Raw genomic sequence first — 14937 nt, forward strand, 5'->3', positions numbered from 1 at the left:
CTCGCTCCGATCGATGGCTCACTCACATGACCACCCCGTCCGGCCACTCCTCGGCCATGATGGGCCCTCCATTAGCCTTGCGCTGCTCGTGGAACGCAAGTATCTGCAGTTCGATGGATAAATCGACTTTACGGACGTCCACGCCGTCAGGCACAGCCAGGACGACAGGGGCGAAGTTCAAAATACTGGTGACGCCGGCCGCGATGACACGGTCGCAAACCTGCTGCGCCGCCGTGGCGGGGGTGGCGATCACCACGATCGACACCCCGCGCTTGCGGATCACCGATTCCAGCTCGTCCGTGTGCTCGACGACGAGACCGGCGATCCGGTCGCCCACGACGTGCGGATCCGCGTCGAGCAGGCCGGCGATCCGGAACCCGCGGGAGGCGAACCCGCCGTAGTTGGCCAGCGCCCGGCCGAGGTTTCCCACGCCCACGATGGCCACCGCCCAGTCCTGAGTGAGACCAAGCTCACGCGATATCTGGTAGATGAGGTACTGCACGTCGTAGCCCACGCCCCGGGTGCCGTACGACCCCAGGTGGGACAGGTCCTTGCGGAGCTTGGCGGAGTTCACCCCGGCGGCGAGCGCCAGGTCCTCCGAGCTCACCGTCGCCGTGCCGCGCTCGGCCATCCCGTTGAGCGCGCGCAGGTAGAGCGGCAACCTCGCCACCGTGGCGTCGGGAATGCCGCGGTCGCGGGCCTGCGGGATACGGCGGATCACTTGCCGGGGCTCCAGGGGGACGGTCGGCCGGTTACGCCCCCGGCCGCACAGCGGATGCGACGGATGAATACCAGGTTAGTGCCTTTGTGAAGCGATGCACAAAGTGATCGTGCGCTGCTTCCCACGCATCCAAGGGTCGCAGGAGGGGACGCCGGTCTCCATTCCGGGCCACGAGGATCGCAATAATCGAGAGCATGGCTCCTCGAGATCACCGGATCACGCTGCTCGGCAAGCCCGGCTGCCATCTGTGCGACGACGCCCGCGCGGTGATCGAGCGCGTGGCGGCGGAGCTGGGCGTTCCCTGGGAGGAACGCGACATCACCGCCTCTCCCGAGGACCAGGCGGAGTACTGGGAGATGATCCCCGTCGTGCTGATCGACGGCGTGCAGCACGACTACTGGCGGGTGAACGAGAACCGGCTCCGCGAGGCCCTCAGCCGCTGACCCCACCCGGGAGGGGTCAGAGAATCTGGCGGGTGGGGAGGGGGACCACCTTGGCGGCGTTGACGCTGAGCTCGATGACGTTGGCCGCCAGCACGTACCTCACCCGCTCGGTCGCGAACCGCTCCATGTGCGGCTGGCGCTGGTGCTCGCCGTAGCCGACCTCGTCCCGGTAGAGCTCGTAGACGATGCGCTGGAGCGGCGCCGACTTGACGCCGTGGCAGACGAACAGCAGCGTGTCGGGTTCGTTGCGCTGGACGGCCTCCACCGTCTCCTCGGCCAGCTTGTCGAACGCCTCGCCCGAGCCGTCGAGCAGCGTGAAGACGGTCAGCAGGCCGTAGATGCCGGGAGCCGGCTTCACCGAGCCCCCCTGTCCGGCCGGCCGGCCCACCGGCCGGTCCCCCTGCCCGCCGCCCGGGCGGTTCATGGGCGGCCGGGACCTGCCGCCGAACCCCACGCCGAAGCTCGCCGCGAGGTCGGCCGGGTCGGGGACCTCCGCCCCGGGATAGAGGGCCCCCGTGGCGGGCATCGCCCGGTCGGGCTCGGACGGAGCCGCCGCGGGCATGCCGTACTCGGGCCGAGGGGGCTGGCCGTACTGGTCGGCGGCGAGGAGCTGACCGGTCGCGGGCCCGCCGAAGTCGTCGGCGGACGGGCGGCCGTCGGAGGGACGCATGCGGGCGGCGTAGTCGACCTCGCCCTGCTCCCCCGCCCGGTATTCGGCCACCAGGTCCCCGAGCCCGGATCGGCGCGGCCCTCCCGGCCCCCCGGCCGCTCCCGGAACACCTGGCCCTCCCGGAACACCCGGCGCTCCAGGGACCCCGGGCGGAGCCGCGCCGGGCCTCGCGGGGCGGCCTCCCGGAGCCCCGCGCGGCGGCGCGGGCGGCCCGGAGGGCGCGGAGGGCACACGGGTCTCGGCGCGCAGGGCGCTGTCGGCCCGGCCGCCGCGCCGCCCCTGCCACTCCTCCTCGGGGGCCTCGTCGTCCTCGTCCTCGTCGTCGTACGGCGCGAGCGGGCGAGCCACGGCGTACCAGACGCCGCCGGCGGAGGCGGCCAGCACCACGACGACGACCAGCCCCGGGAGCCCGAATTCGAGCACGCCCGAGATCGCCATTCCCGCCGGGGCGAGCACGACGGTCGCGTTCATGTTGTCGACGTCGTAGTCGTCGCCGTCACGCCAGGCCATCAGCGCCATGGCGAGGCAGAGCAGGAGCAGGAAGACCACCAGGCCGTGGACGCCCCGCAACAGCCACTCCGGCCAGAGGTCCCAGTGGGCCGGCCCGTCGGGCAGCGACTTGCCGAACCCGGCGGTGACGACGGGGTCGAGCACCATGATGACCGTGCCCACGACGGTGAGCGCGGCGCCGAGGAGCCAGCCGGCGAAGCGGGCGCCGCGCTTCTCCGAGAGGAGCTGGACGACGCCGATCGTCAGCCACAGCGGCGCCAGCAGCGACCCGGTGATCTGGTACGCCCGGAACGTCACGGGTCCGAAACCGGTGAGGTGGCCGACGGCGATGGCGCCGAGCGACAACGCCAGCGCGCCCGTGGCGATGCTCCACGCGATCAGCCAACCGGCCGGCTCGTCACGGAGACGCCCGACGAGGACGCCGGTGGTGATGCCGGCGAGCAGTGCGCCGGCGAACGCGAGGAGTGCGACGAGGACTTCCATGGTGGACCCATGCTGCCGGACATCGGCTCGTCACCGGTAGCCGGTCGCCCTGTACGGGAATGTCACCACCCGCGTCTCCGCACCCGAACACGATTCCTCCACCCGAACGGATTGTGTTATCTCCCGTTGATTTCTAGAGTGTTCGAGCACGCCGACTCCCCTTCCCCCATGGGATAACGGATGCCGAATACGTGGCCGTTGGCCGGGCTGTCCCCTCCGGCCGCCGCAGGAGCAGCGCAATCCGCGCGCTCCACCGGTCTCGCCGACCGCGAGCACGAGTACGAGTACGACGAGATGCGAAGCCTCGTGCTGCGCGCCAAGACCGGCGACAGCGAGGCGTTCGGCATGCTCTACGACCACTACTTAGAGCTGGTCTACCGGTACGTCTACTTCCGGGTCGGCAGCCACGCGCTGGCCGAGGACCTGACGAGCGAGACGTTCCTGCGGGCGCTGCGGGGCATCGCCGAGTTCACCTGGCAGGGCCGCGACTTCGGCGCCTGGCTGGTCACGATCGCCCGCAACCTCATCACCGACCACTTCAAGTCGGGCCGCAACCGTCTCGAGGTGACCACCGCCGAGATACTCGACACGCCCCTGGACGGCCCGCACATCCCCGAGAACGCGGTCGTCGCGAACATGGTCAACGAGCGGGTCATGCAGGCGATCAAGCAACTCGGCGCGGAGCAGCAGGAATGCGTGATCCTGCGCTTCCTGCACGGGATGTCGCTCGCCGAGACGGCGAAGATCATGGGCAAGAAGTCCGGGGCGATCAAGGCGCTGCAGTTCCGGGCGATCAGGGCGCTCGCCCGGGCGCTCCCCGACGATCTCGGCTGAGCCCCCCGTAACCATTACCCATACCCCATCGTTGGGCATGTGGCAGGTCGGATCTTCAGGCGGATCCGCGGGCCGTCCGGAGGGCGACGAGCGCCTCCCAGCGGCTCGGCGCGCGGATCTCCGCCGGCGTCAAGCGGGGGATGGCGGGAGCGGTGATGGGCTGGTGGCGACCCTCGCGCCGGGCGAGCGGCGGGTCGAAGGCCCGCGCACGCGGCGTCGCCGGCCGCCGGGACCCGTTCCGCCGTGAGCGGCCGCCCCGCACCCGCGGGGCCGTCGCGCGCCTGACAGGCCTGCGCCCCCGGCCGGGCGACGGCCCGAGACCGGAGTTCCGCGAGAGGCTGCGTGCCGAGCTGATGCGCGCCCACGCCGCCGAGCGCACCGCGGGCAGGCACGCGGCGCCGCCGGCCGCCGGGCCCCCGCGGCCGCGCCCCCGCCGGTCCCCGCTCGTACGGCTGCGCCCCCTGCTGGTGTTCTGCGTGCTGCTGGCGGGGATGTTCGGCACCGGTGTGCGGACCTACCATTCGGTGCCCGGCGAGGTGCTGTACCCGCTGAAGCGGCTGGCGGAGTCGACGGTGCTCGACCTCGCGTACAGCGAGGAGGAGCTGGCGAAGCGGGAGATGGTGGCGGCACGGCAGCGGGCGGCCGAGACCGCCTCGCTGGTGGGCACGTCCGCCCCCGGCAGCCGCCGGCTGATCGCGCAGACGCTCGACGACATGGAGTCGACCACCAGGTCCGCGCTCAGCCGGGTGGCCCGGCGGGGACAGACCTCGGGCGACGCCCGCAAGTTCGCCCGTGAGCAGCACAATCTGGTGGAGCCGCTGCTGCCGAAGCTCGACCAGGAAAATCGCGACAAAGCGAACCAGTATCTGAGTTATATCGACTCGTTCACGGGTTCCGGACGTTGACACGTCATGTCCCGCTCACACCCTGGTCCCGTTCCCGGCACCGTGCGGCGGTTAAGCTGATGAGCCATGAGGCGGCTATTGCGACGGCGGGAAGCGGCGGAAATCGCCGGTGAGGTGGCGGCCGCCGCGGCGGTGTCCGCCCCCGAGATCGTCCCCGACCTCACGGCTGCGGCGTTCTTCGACGTGGACAACACCATGATGCGCGGCGCCTCCATCTACCACTTCGCCCGCGGACTGGCGTCGCGCGGCCTGTTCACCAGCCGTGACCTGATGAAGTTCGCGCTCGGGCAGGCGTTGTTTCGCGTACGGGGCAACGAGAACCCCGAGCACATCGCGAAGGCCAAGGAGATGGCCCTCGCCTTCGTCGCCGGGCTGAAGGTGGACGAGGTCGTCCGGCTGGGCGAGGAGATCTACGACGACGTGATGGCCGACCGCGTGTGGCAGGGCACGCGCGCGCTGGCCCAGGCGCACCTCGACGCCGGGCAGCGCGTGTGGCTGGTCACCGCCACTCCGGTCGAGCTGGCCCGGGTCATCGCGCAGCGGCTCGGGCTCACCGGCGCGCTCGGCACGGTCGCCGAGACCGCCGACGGCGCCTACACCGGCAGGCTCGTCGGCGATCTGCTGCACGGCCCGGCCAAGGCCGAGGCCGTCCGGGCGCTGGCGCGCCGCGAGGGCCTCGACCTCGAGCGCTGCTCCGCCTACAGCGACTCGGCCAACGACCTGCCCATGCTCTCCCTGGTCGGGCAGCCGCACGCGATCAACCCGGACAGCGAACTGCGCGAGCACGCCAGGGAGAACGGCTGGGACATCCGCGACTTCCGCACGGGCCGGAAGGCGACGATGATCGGCCTGCCGATCGCCGCGACGGCGGGGGCCATCGCGGGCGGCGTCGCCGCCGGCATCGCGCTGCGCCGTCACTACCGCTCCGCCCTCTGACCCTCTGAATCAAGGCCCGCGCGGGGGTCGCCCACGGCCGTGAGCGGTGGTCAGGCCACCGGCCGGTCCGCCACGGCCCGCATGATCAGGCTGGTCAGCTCCCGGTTCACCGACGCGGGGCGTTCGTAGCCGATCATGTGCCCGGTGCCGGGCATGCGGACGAACCGGGCGGCCGGCAGCGCCTCGGCGATCCTGCGGCTGTGGGCCAGCGGGGTGAGCCGGTCCCGCTCTCCCACCATGACGAGCGTCTTCACGGTCTCCAGCGCCTTCAGCGCGGCGTGCTTGTCGTGCACCCGGAAGTCCCGGAAGAACCCGACCATGACCTCCGTGGGCGTCGCCGTGGCCATCGCGTTCACCACCCGGACGTGCCGGCGGCTCGCGCCCCTGCCGAAGGCGACGTACCGGGTCACCGGCAGGTTCGTCCAGCCCTTCAACCGGGGACGCGCGTCGATGACCGCGGCGCGGGCCATCATGTTCTCGAACACCGATGTCGCGACCCGGGGAGCCAGCCGCCCGAACGGCCCGGGGAGACCGAAGGTGCTGGTGTCGAGCCCGCCGGACGAGGTGCTGAGCAGCGCGGCGCCCGCCACCCGCGACTCGGTCATGCCGGGGTGCCGGTCCGCGAACGCCATGATCGTCATGCCGCCCATCGAGTGGCCGACGAGGACGACGGGCAGCCCTTCCGGCACGGCGGCCTCGACGACGGCGGCCAGGTCGTCGCCCAGCCGGTCGATCGTGTAGGACTCCAGCGCCCCGGCCGAGGAGTCGCCGTGCCCGCGCTGGTCGTAGAAGACGAGCGTGCCCAGACCCGCCAGGGCCTCGCGCTGGAGCTGCCAGCAGTGCCGGTTCATCAGCCAGCCGTGCGCGAAGACGACGGCGCACCGGGGGTCGGGATGGTCGTCGATCTCGACGGCCAGGCGTACCCCGTCGTCGGTCGTGACCGTCGTACGGCGCGCGGACGCGCCGTACGGACCCTGTGCGGCCTTCGCGCGTCCGGTCTGGACGCGTCGCGCGGTGCCGATCGCCAAGCCGAGGGCGAGCCCGGCGAGGGCGGCCTTCCGCCCCTTGTTCATGGTGCTCCTCCGGGGATGAGGGTGAGCACACCATACCGACCAGTAGGTCGCTGTGCTGGACCCGGTCCCGGCGCGCTGTCAGACGCCCTTGCGCAGTCCCGTACGCGGCCCGTTGTCACATCGCGATCGGCGGAAACGCCGGTCCCCGGCGCAGCCGCAGGGCGTCGAGCTGGCCCTGCAAGATCTCCCGGACATGGTCGGTCAGGTCGAAGACCAGCATGGGGTCGTCGGCCTCCTCCGGGGCGTACTCGTCGGTCCGGATGGGCTCGCCGAACTCGATCAGCCACTTCGACGGCAGCGGGAGCAGGCCGAGCGGCCCGAACCACGGGAACAGCGGCGTGATCGGCAGGTACGGCAGGCCGAGCAGCCGGGCGAGCGACGGGACGTCGCCGATCTTGGGGTAGATCTCCTCCGCCCCCACGATGGCGCACGGCACGATCGGCACGCCTGCTCTGATCGCCGACGCGACGAACCCGCCGCGGCCGAACCGCTGGAGCCGGTAGCGCTCGGAGAACGGCTTGCCGATGCCCTTGAAGCCCTCGGGGAAGACGCCGACGACCTCACCCTTGCGCAGCAGCCGGTCGGCGTCCTCGGGGCACGCGAGCGTGTGCCCGGACTTGCGGGCCAGGTGCCCGAGCACGGGCAGCTGGTAGACCAGGTGGGCGCCGAGCAGACGCAGCGGCCTGCCCAGCTCGTCGTGCATCGCGACCTGCAGCATCAGCGCATCCACGGGCAGCGTGCCGGAATGGTTGGCCACGATCAGCGCGCCGCTGTCGGCCGGCACGTTGCCCAGGCCGAGGGCCTCGGTCCTGAACCAGTGCCGGTAGAGCGGGCGCAACGCCTCCAGCAGCACCTTCTCGTTGAGGTCGGGGTCGTAGCCGAACTCGTCGACCTCGTACTCGCCGGTGAGCCTGCGCCGCAGGAAGGCGAACAGCTCGGCGAGCCGCTCGTCGGCCGTGCTCCCAGCCGTGCCCCCAGCCGTGCCTTCCGCCGCACCCTCGACCGTGTGCCGGTCCCGGAAGTCGTCCATCAGCGTCCCGTCAGGAGATCGGCCAGCCAGTCGACGGCGGCGCGCGGCAGCTCGCCCGGGCCGCCGCGGGAGCGGAGGAAGTCGTCGAACGCCGCCGCCGTGCTGTACTTCGGCCGCCAGCCGAGCTCGGCGCCGAGCCTGGTGGTGTCCACCGCGCGGCCGTGGCTCATGAGCGACAGCTGCTCGGGTGAGAAGTCCACCAGCCGCGCGCCACGGGCGACCCCGCTGACGAGGCGGAAGGCGGGAGACGGCATCGGTACCACCGGCCGGCCCGTCCGCCGCGCGCACTGCGACAGCAGCAGGACGCCGTCGCCCGCGACGTTGAACACGCCCGGGTGGTCGGCCCGCGCCGTACGGCACAGCACCTCGACCGCGTCGTCCTCGTGGACGAACTGCAGCCGGGGGTCGAACCCGAGCACGGTGGGCAGCACGGGCTGGGAGAAGTACCGCGTCAACGGCGAGTCGACGCCCGGCCCCATGAGGTTGGCGAACCGCAGCGTGGTCGTCGTCACGTCGGGCCGGCGCCGGGCGAAGCCCCGCACGTACGTCTCCACCTCTGTGGCGTCCCTGGCGTAGCCGTGATGGGACACCTCGACCGGCAGGGTGTCCTCGGTGAACACGGCCGGAGCGTGCGGAGAGGAGCCGTACACGGCCGTGGTGGACCGCACGACCACCCGGCGCACCGTGGCGGAGCGCTGACACGCCGCGAGCAGCTGCATCGTCCCGATGACGTTGTGCTCCTTCATGGCCGGCCGGCCACCGACGGTGTCACCGGCCCGGCCGCCGCCGGGGCCGCTGACCAGGCTGAGGTGCACGACGGTGTCGACATCGGCGTCCCTGATGACCTTGACAAGGTCGGGACTGCGCAACGCGACCCGGACGAACTCGGTGCGGCCGAGCACCGCGCCGTCCTCCCCGGCGGAGGATGGCGGCGGCGCCGTGTCCACGCCGATGACCCGGTCGATCTCCGGGTCGGCCGCGAGCGCGATCGCCACACGAGCGCCGATGTGACCGGAGACGCCGGTGACCAGCACAGTACGAGTCATCGATGCCTCGCCGGGGGTGTGCGTGTTCACGGTCGCCCGGTCCCTGAGGACCGGTGCGCGCTCCGTCTCGGCTACTTCTTGTTACGCCGCTGGATACGGGTCTTCTTCAGCAGCTTGCGGTGCTTCTTCTTGGCCATGCGCTTGCGGCGCTTCTTGATCACAGAGCCCACGGGACCCCCAGGTGAAGGTGTGTCTGTCCAACCGGCGCGCGAGCGCACACCGGCACAACAGACTACCGGCGATCCGTGGTAGATCGCTCCCCCGGGGGACCCCGCATCGGCCGGGAGTCGGCCACGCCACTGTCAAGCGCGGCCGCCCGGGCGGTTCATCCTGCTTCGATGAACGCGTCCCGCAAGTAGTCGTGGACCGCCTGCTCGGGCACCCTGAAGGACCGGCCGACACGGATGGCCGGTAACTCACCGGAGTGCACAAGCCGGTACACGGTCATCTTGGACACCCGCATGACGGTCGCCACCTCGGCCACCGTCAAGAACTTCACCTCGCTGAGAGGTCTTTCGCCTGCACCCATCGGACGCCTCTTCCGCACGTGTTTCCGGGTTATCCCCACTGGTGCCATTGCTCACGCACGTGTACTGCCGTCAGCGTAAGTCCGGACTCCGACTAGGCAAACCCCTCATTCCATCAGTCGTCAGAGCCATGCGCCGTCAAAACCGGGAAAGTCGCTGGCAGCAGCCGGACCGTGCCCCTCGCCTCAACCTTGGAACGGACCAACTTCTCTCCCATTAGAGTCGCCCAGGCACAGAAAAAAGTTGGCAACCGGTCGGCACAGAGGCGCAAAAGCGGGCGCGAAATGCCCGGTTTGGGAGGTCCGGAAGGGGAGTCGAGGGGAGTCAGAGGCTGCGGGCGACCCGGGCGAGCAGGTACGCCGTCAACGGAGCGTAGAAGCGGGGCAGCACGTTGTCATCCAGGGGAACGGTGACCGCGATCTTGCCCTCGGCCTCGCCCACGAACAGCGCCGGGTCGTTGCTGTCGGCGAAGCCCACGGTCTCGACCCCGGCCTCACCCGCGGCCCCGGCCCAGCCGTGGTCGGCGATCACAAGATCGGGCCGCTCCTCGGCCAGCATCGCCTCCATCGGCGCCGCCTCGTGGGTGTGGACGAACGTGCCCCGGTCCTCCAGCATCGCCACGCCGTCCAGGTAGCGGATCCGCCTGCGGCGGCCCAGGCCGCCGATGTGCGTCCACCCCTCCGCCGGGAAGAGCAGGGACGCCCCGTTGTCCGCGAGGAACCGCGCCAGCGCGAGGTGGATGGTGAGCAGGCCGGTCGGGTGGCCGGTGGCGAGCACGATCCGGGGCGAGGCGCGCCGCAGCACCTTCGCGATCCGCTCGCCCATCTCCTCGATCGCGTCGATGGTCCGCTCGGGGTCGATGGTGTCGGGGCCCTCGCGGTGCCCGGGATCGGCGACGACCCCCGCCTTCTCGGCCATCAGCGCGAGCACCTCGTGGTAGGACCACTCGCCCGCGAAGCTGAGCCCGAAGAGGTAGTGCGGGTCGCGCAGCGCGAGCGACCGGTAGTGATCGAGGTTGTTCTCGCGGCTGGTCGCCACGTCACCGGCGATGGCGGTCCTGACGAGGTGTTCGCGCAGTTCGGCTCTGGTGGGCGTTCGGGGCGGCGGAAGGGTCACGACAGGTACAGCGCTCCTCGTCTCGGTGTGATTCCGGCCCCCACGGCTACGGCATGGGGTCCAGCCCGTGGAAGGGGAACACCGCCTTCCTGGTCGCGATGACGGCCCGGTCGACGGCGTCGGCTGGATCGTACCCTTCCGAAATGTCACGCCATTGTGGGTGCCGTCCGTCCGTCATCCGCAGCGGTGGGATCTCCCCGGTGCGCTCCCGCACGAAGGTCCGCCAGGTCTCCGGGGTCTCGGCCGACGGTTCTACGGGGCGTCCCACCGCCTCGGCGATCAGGTGGGTCCACGCCCGCGGCACGACCTGGACCAGCTCGTATCCCCCGCCGCCCACCGCGATCCACCGGCCCTCGGCGGTCTCGTGGGCCAGCCGGTGCAGCGCGGCGTACGCCGTGCGCTGCCCGTCGAGGCTGAGCATCAGGTGGGCCAGCGGGTCGAGGGCGTGGCTGTCGCAGCCCTGCTGGGTGACCAGGATCTGCGGCTGGAAATGCCGCAGCAGCGGCGGGACCACCGCGTGGAAGGCGCGCAGCCACCCGGTGTCGCCGCACCCGGCCGGCAGCGCGACGTTGACCGCCGTGCCCTCCGCGCCGGTCTCGTGGGGGAAACCGGTGCCGGGGAACAGCGTGCGCGGGCTCTCGTGCAGGCTGATCGTGAGCACCCTCGGGTCGTCGTAGAACGCCGCCTGCACGCCGTCGCCGTGGTGGACGTCCACGTCCACGTACGCGATCCTGGTCGCGCCCTGCGACAGCAGCCACGCGATGGCGACGGCCGGGTCGTTGTAGACGCAGAAGCCGCTGGCGGCGCCGGGCATGGCGTGGTGCAGCCCGCCGGCCACGTTGACCGCGTGCTCGGCCTCACCCGTCCACACCGCCCTGGCGGCGGCCAGCGTCGCCCCCGTGACCAGGGCGGAGGCCTCGTGGACGCCCACGAAGGCGGGATTGTCCTCGGTGCCGAGCCCGTAGCGCAGGTCCGGGCGGCCGTCCTTGGAGACGTTCTTGACCGCCTCGATGTAGTCCCGGTGGTGCACCAGCGCGATCTCGTCCTCGGTCGCGGGGACGCAGCCGGTCATCTCGGCGGCGTCGAGCACGCCCAGGTCGCGAGCGAGTGCCATGGTGAGCTCGACGCGTACGGGCGCGAGCGGGTGGCCGGGCCCGAAATCGTAGGAAACCAGAGCGTCGTCCCAAACCACCCGCACCGCCTGACTCATGACGCGACGCTACCGCACGGCTGGTCGCGGACGTCGATACGGGCGGCGCGGGTCGTGACGCCGTCGGTCCGCGTCGGTAGGCATCGGTCGGCATCAGGAGGCTTCAGCCGGCCTCAGTCCGCGCGGAGGGCGACGACGGGGTCGAGCCTGGCCGCGCGCCGCGCGGGGGCCACGCCGAAGAAGACGCCAACGGCCGCGGAGACCCCGAAGGCGAGCGCGATCGACCACCAGGTGATCGACGCGGGGACCGGCGAGACCGTCCGGATCAGCAGCGCCCCGCCGACGCCGGTCAGGATGCCGATCACGCCGCCGATCGTGGTCAGCAGCACGGCCTCGATCAGGAACTGGCCGAGGATGTCGCGGCCGCGGGCACCGAGCGCCTTGCGCAGGCCGATCTCCTTGGTCCGCTCCCTGACGCTGACCAGCATGATGTTGGACACGCCGACGCCGCCGACCAGCAGCGAGATCCCCGCGATGGCCGCCAGCACGCCGGTCAGCATGCCGAGGACCGTGCCGACCGTGCCGAGAAGCTGGGTCTGCGTGACGGCGGAGAACTTCTCTCCCGGATAGCGGGCGTCCAGGGCGGCCACCACCCGCTGCCGCAGCGGTTCGATCTCGTCGGGGCTCGAGGCGCCGACGGCGATGCCGTTGATCCTCGGCAGCCCGATCAGCCGCTGGGCGGTGGTGACCGGCAGGTGCACCTCCTGGTCCCGCGCCACCCCGAACGTGGACCCGACGGTCTCGTAGACGCCGATCACCCGGAACCGCACCCCGGCGATCGTGACCTGGCGGCCGATCGGGTCGACGTCGCCGAACAGCTTGGCCGCGACCTCCGCGCCGAGGATCGCCACCCGCCGCCGCGTGTCCACGTCGGTCTCGGTGAGGTAGCGGCCCCGGCGCAGCGGACGGTCGAACACGTGGGGCATATTCTCGTCCGTCCCGGTGAGCGTGGCGAACACCTCCACGCGCCCCACCCGGACCGGCTCACCGGAGTTCACCGCCACCGTCACCTTCGACGGGTCGCCGACCACGCGCCGCACATACGCGACGTCCGCCAGGTCGAGGCGGCTCTGGGTGGGGGCCGCGCCCAGCCCCACCTGGCCGGGGACCACGAGGATGATGTTGCTGCCGAGCCCCGCGATCTCGCTTTCGACGGCGTTCTTGGCGCCGGTGCCGACGGCGACGAGGATCACGACCGAGAGCACGCCGATGATGACGCCGAGCATGGTCAGCATGCTGCGCAGCCGGTTGACCCGCAGCGCCTCCACCGCCATCCGCAGCGCCTCGGCGGTTCTCACGCGTCCGCCTCCGCTGTGTCCGTCTCGGCTGTGTCCGTCTCCACCCTGCCGTCCCGTACGCGGATCTGACGGCGGGCCCGGGCGGCGACCTCGGCGTCGTGGGTGACGAGGACGACGGCCACGCCGCCCTCGTTGAGCCGTTCGAGCAGGCCCATCACCTCCTCGCCGTTGCGGGTGTCGAGGTTGCCGGTGGGCTCGTCGGCGAGCACCACCCGCGGATCGCCCACCAGCGCGCGGGCGACCGCCACCCGCTGCTGCTCGCCGCCGGACATCTGGGACGGCCGGTGCGTGAGCCGGTGGCCGAGCCCGACCGCCTCCAGCGCCGCCCGGGCCCGATCCCTGCGCTCGGCCCTGGGCACGCCCCGGTAGACCAGCGGCAGCGCCACGTTGTCGAGAGCGGACGTGCGGGCCAGCAGGTGGAAGGACTGGAACACGAAGCCGATCGTGCGGTTGCGCAGGCCGGCCAGCCCGGCGTCGTCGAGCGTCGCCACGTCGACTCCGTCCACCCGCAGCGTGCCCGAGGTCGGCCGGTCGAGGCAGCCGAGCAGGTGCATGAGCGTCGACTTGCCCGACCCCGACGGTCCCACGATCGCCGCGAACTCCCCCTGCCCGATGCGCAGGTCCACCCCGCGCAGCGCGTCGACCAGCACCCCTCCGTCCAGGCGGTAGGAGCGGGTGAGGCCGATCGCCTCGAACGCCGGCGCTCCCGCGCCCCCGTCACGGCTCACGACAGCGACTGGCCGGGGCGTACGGCGTCGGCGCCCCTGACCACCACGTGCTCGCCCGGAGACACTCCGCTCAGAATCTCCACGACCGCGTCGCCCTGCGCGCCCAGCCGTACGACCCGCCGCTCCGCCCTGCCGCCGCGCACCGCCCACACGATCGTCTCCCGGCCGCTCGTCACGATCGCCGACGCGGGCACGGCCGTGGCGTTCTCCGACCGGCGTACGGCCAGCCGCACGACGGCGCTCATCCCCGGCTTGGGCGCCGGGGCCGCGCCGCCGTCGTCGTAGGAGCCCCGGCCCAATCGCAGTCGTACGGGATAGCTGACGCCGCCGGTCGCGCCCTCCTTGGGCGTGACCCCGACGCCCGTCACGGTGGCGGTGTAGGTCCCGCCGGTCACCGCGTCGAACTCGGCCTCGGCCCGCGTGCCCTCGCGGACCAGCAGCACGTCGGTCTCGTCGACGTCGGCGGACAGCGTGAGCACGGACACGTCGGTCACCGTGGCGATCGGGTCTCCCGCGGCCACCGGGACACCGGTGGCGATCGTCCCGCCGGAACGGCCCGCGGGAGCGGCCGCCGCTGCTCCCGCCTGGCCCGCCAGCCCGGCCGGCAGCTGCGAGACCAGCGCGCCGAGGCCGGCCGCGCCGCCCGCGGACGACGCGCCGCCGAGCGTGACCACCCCGCCGAAAGGCGCCCTGACGACCAGGGCGTCCACGGTCTGCTCGGCCGCGCGCACGGCCGCCCTGGTCTGGGACCTCGACGCCGCCCGCAGCGACGCCATCGACGCGCTCAGCCCGCTCAACCCCGCGCTGACCTGGCCGCTCACCTGCGACAGGCTCTGGTCGATCGAGCGGGTGAGCCCGTCGAGCACCTCACCCAGCGCCCGGCGCTGGGCCCGCTGGCGCCGCTCGGCGGCGTCGATGGCGGCCAGCAGCCGGGCCCGGGCCTTACGGTCGCCGATCGACCTGGCGGCCTTCCTCGCCCGGGCGAAGGACCGGGCGACGTGGGCGTCGAGCGAGGCGGGCAGTCGCAGGCGCGGCAGCCGTACGCTCGCCGGAACGCCGCCCGCGCCGCCGAAGGAGATTGGACGGGCGGCCTGCCGGTCGGCCTTCCGCGCGGCGGAGAGCTGCTGTCTGGCCTGGGGAGAGCCGATCCTGGCGAGGATCTGGCCCTTCTTCACCGTGTCGCCGTCCTGGACGTACAGGCGGGCGACCGTGCCCGGGGCGGGAGCGGTCAGAGTGGCCGTCGCACGCGCGCCCACCGTCGCCGGGGCCTCGACGACCTCGCTGACGGTGGTCCTGGTGACCGTCGCCACCTGGGTTTTCGAAGGTTCGGGCGACGAGCACCCGGCGGCGAGCAGGACGGCGAGAAGCGGGATGATCCCGCGACGGGACACCACCGGCCAATCGTAA

At 72.1% G+C, this 14937-nt stretch carries 16 protein-coding genes; 4 read left to right on the forward strand and 12 right to left on the reverse strand.

Annotated elements, in window-relative coordinates:
- Positions 1-22: 22 nt before the first annotated feature.
- Positions 23-721, reverse strand: coding sequence for a redox-sensing transcriptional repressor Rex (locus ACWEQG_RS13575; RefSeq protein ID WP_346225068.1), 699 nt, complete (start codon positions 719-721; stop codon positions 23-25).
- 194 nt (positions 722-915) lie between these two features.
- Here ACWEQG_RS13575 and ACWEQG_RS13580 point away from each other — a divergent pair, with 194 nt between their 5' ends.
- Positions 916-1164: a glutaredoxin family protein gene (locus tag ACWEQG_RS13580; RefSeq protein ID WP_363469698.1), complete on the forward strand. Its 249-nt coding sequence runs from the start codon at positions 916-918 to the stop codon at positions 1162-1164.
- Between the two features lie 16 nt (positions 1165-1180).
- On the opposite strand, the gene ACWEQG_RS13585 is transcribed toward ACWEQG_RS13580, so the two are convergent.
- Entirely contained in the window at positions 1181-2827 is a 1647-nt protein-coding gene (locus ACWEQG_RS13585; protein WP_452284499.1) for a hypothetical protein, read from the reverse strand.
- A 180-nt stretch (positions 2828-3007) separates the two neighbouring features.
- On the opposite strand from ACWEQG_RS13585, the gene ACWEQG_RS13590 reads away from it, so the two are divergent.
- The 3 genes from ACWEQG_RS13590 to ACWEQG_RS13600 all read left to right on the forward strand — a co-directional run bounded on the left by ACWEQG_RS13590 (position 3008) and on the right by ACWEQG_RS13600 (position 5502).
- Positions 3008-3661 (forward strand): sigma-70 family RNA polymerase sigma factor, encoded by a 654-nt coding sequence (locus tag ACWEQG_RS13590; RefSeq protein ID WP_452284501.1) that lies wholly within the window; start codon positions 3008-3010, stop codon positions 3659-3661.
- A gap of 155 nt (positions 3662-3816) precedes the next feature.
- On the forward strand, positions 3817-4566 hold the full coding sequence (locus ACWEQG_RS13595; protein WP_452284503.1) for a DUF5667 domain-containing protein: 750 nt from the start codon (positions 3817-3819) through the stop codon (positions 4564-4566).
- Positions 4567-4632: 66 nt separating this feature from the next.
- On the forward strand, positions 4633-5502 hold the full coding sequence (locus ACWEQG_RS13600) for an HAD family hydrolase (RefSeq protein WP_452284505.1): 870 nt from the start codon (positions 4633-4635) through the stop codon (positions 5500-5502).
- Between the two features lie 50 nt (positions 5503-5552).
- On the opposite strand, the gene ACWEQG_RS13605 is transcribed toward ACWEQG_RS13600, so the two are convergent.
- The 10 genes from ACWEQG_RS13605 to ACWEQG_RS13650 all read right to left on the reverse strand — a co-directional run bounded on the left by ACWEQG_RS13605 (position 5553) and on the right by ACWEQG_RS13650 (position 14924).
- Positions 5553-6575, reverse strand: coding sequence for an alpha/beta fold hydrolase (locus tag ACWEQG_RS13605; RefSeq protein ID WP_452284507.1), 1023 nt, complete (start codon positions 6573-6575; stop codon positions 5553-5555).
- A gap of 115 nt (positions 6576-6690) precedes the next feature.
- Positions 6691-7605, reverse strand: coding sequence for a lysophospholipid acyltransferase family protein (locus ACWEQG_RS13610; RefSeq protein WP_452284509.1), 915 nt, complete (start codon positions 7603-7605; stop codon positions 6691-6693).
- On the reverse strand, positions 7605-8651 hold the full coding sequence (locus ACWEQG_RS13615; RefSeq protein WP_363463788.1) for an NAD-dependent epimerase/dehydratase family protein: 1047 nt from the start codon (positions 8649-8651) through the stop codon (positions 7605-7607). Before ACWEQG_RS13615 ends, ACWEQG_RS13610 begins: the two co-directional genes overlap by 1 nt.
- A 71-nt stretch (positions 8652-8722) precedes the next feature.
- On the reverse strand, positions 8723-8821 hold the full coding sequence (locus ACWEQG_RS13620; RefSeq protein WP_018654693.1) for a 30S ribosomal protein bS22: 99 nt from the start codon (positions 8819-8821) through the stop codon (positions 8723-8725).
- A gap of 155 nt (positions 8822-8976) precedes the next feature.
- Positions 8977-9180: a helix-turn-helix domain-containing protein gene (locus tag ACWEQG_RS13625; RefSeq protein WP_030456159.1), complete on the reverse strand. Its 204-nt coding sequence runs from the start codon at positions 9178-9180 to the stop codon at positions 8977-8979.
- A 322-nt stretch (positions 9181-9502) separates the two neighbouring features.
- The gene (locus ACWEQG_RS13630; protein ID WP_452284511.1) at positions 9503-10294 is read right to left on the reverse strand and encodes a phosphatase; all 792 of its coding nucleotides are present in this window, start codon (positions 10292-10294) and stop codon (positions 9503-9505) included.
- Between the two features lie 46 nt (positions 10295-10340).
- Entirely contained in the window at positions 10341-11504 is a 1164-nt protein-coding gene (locus ACWEQG_RS13635; protein ID WP_452284513.1) for an acetoin utilization protein AcuC, read from the reverse strand.
- Positions 11505-11617: 113 nt separating this feature from the next.
- Positions 11618-12802, reverse strand: a complete 1185-nt coding sequence (locus ACWEQG_RS13640; protein WP_452284515.1) for an ABC transporter permease — start codon at positions 12800-12802, stop codon at positions 11618-11620.
- Positions 12799-13530: an ABC transporter ATP-binding protein gene (locus tag ACWEQG_RS13645; RefSeq protein ID WP_452284517.1), complete on the reverse strand. Its 732-nt coding sequence runs from the start codon at positions 13528-13530 to the stop codon at positions 12799-12801. The genes ACWEQG_RS13640 and ACWEQG_RS13645 overlap by 4 nt, the downstream gene beginning before the upstream one ends.
- A complete protein-coding gene (locus ACWEQG_RS13650) occupies positions 13527-14924 on the reverse strand; it encodes an efflux RND transporter periplasmic adaptor subunit (protein ID WP_452284518.1) in 1398 nt (465 codons plus the stop codon). The genes ACWEQG_RS13645 and ACWEQG_RS13650 overlap by 4 nt, the downstream gene beginning before the upstream one ends.
- Between the last annotated feature and the right edge of the window lie 13 nt (positions 14925-14937).

The organism is Microbispora sp. NPDC004025, assembly GCF_053604425.1.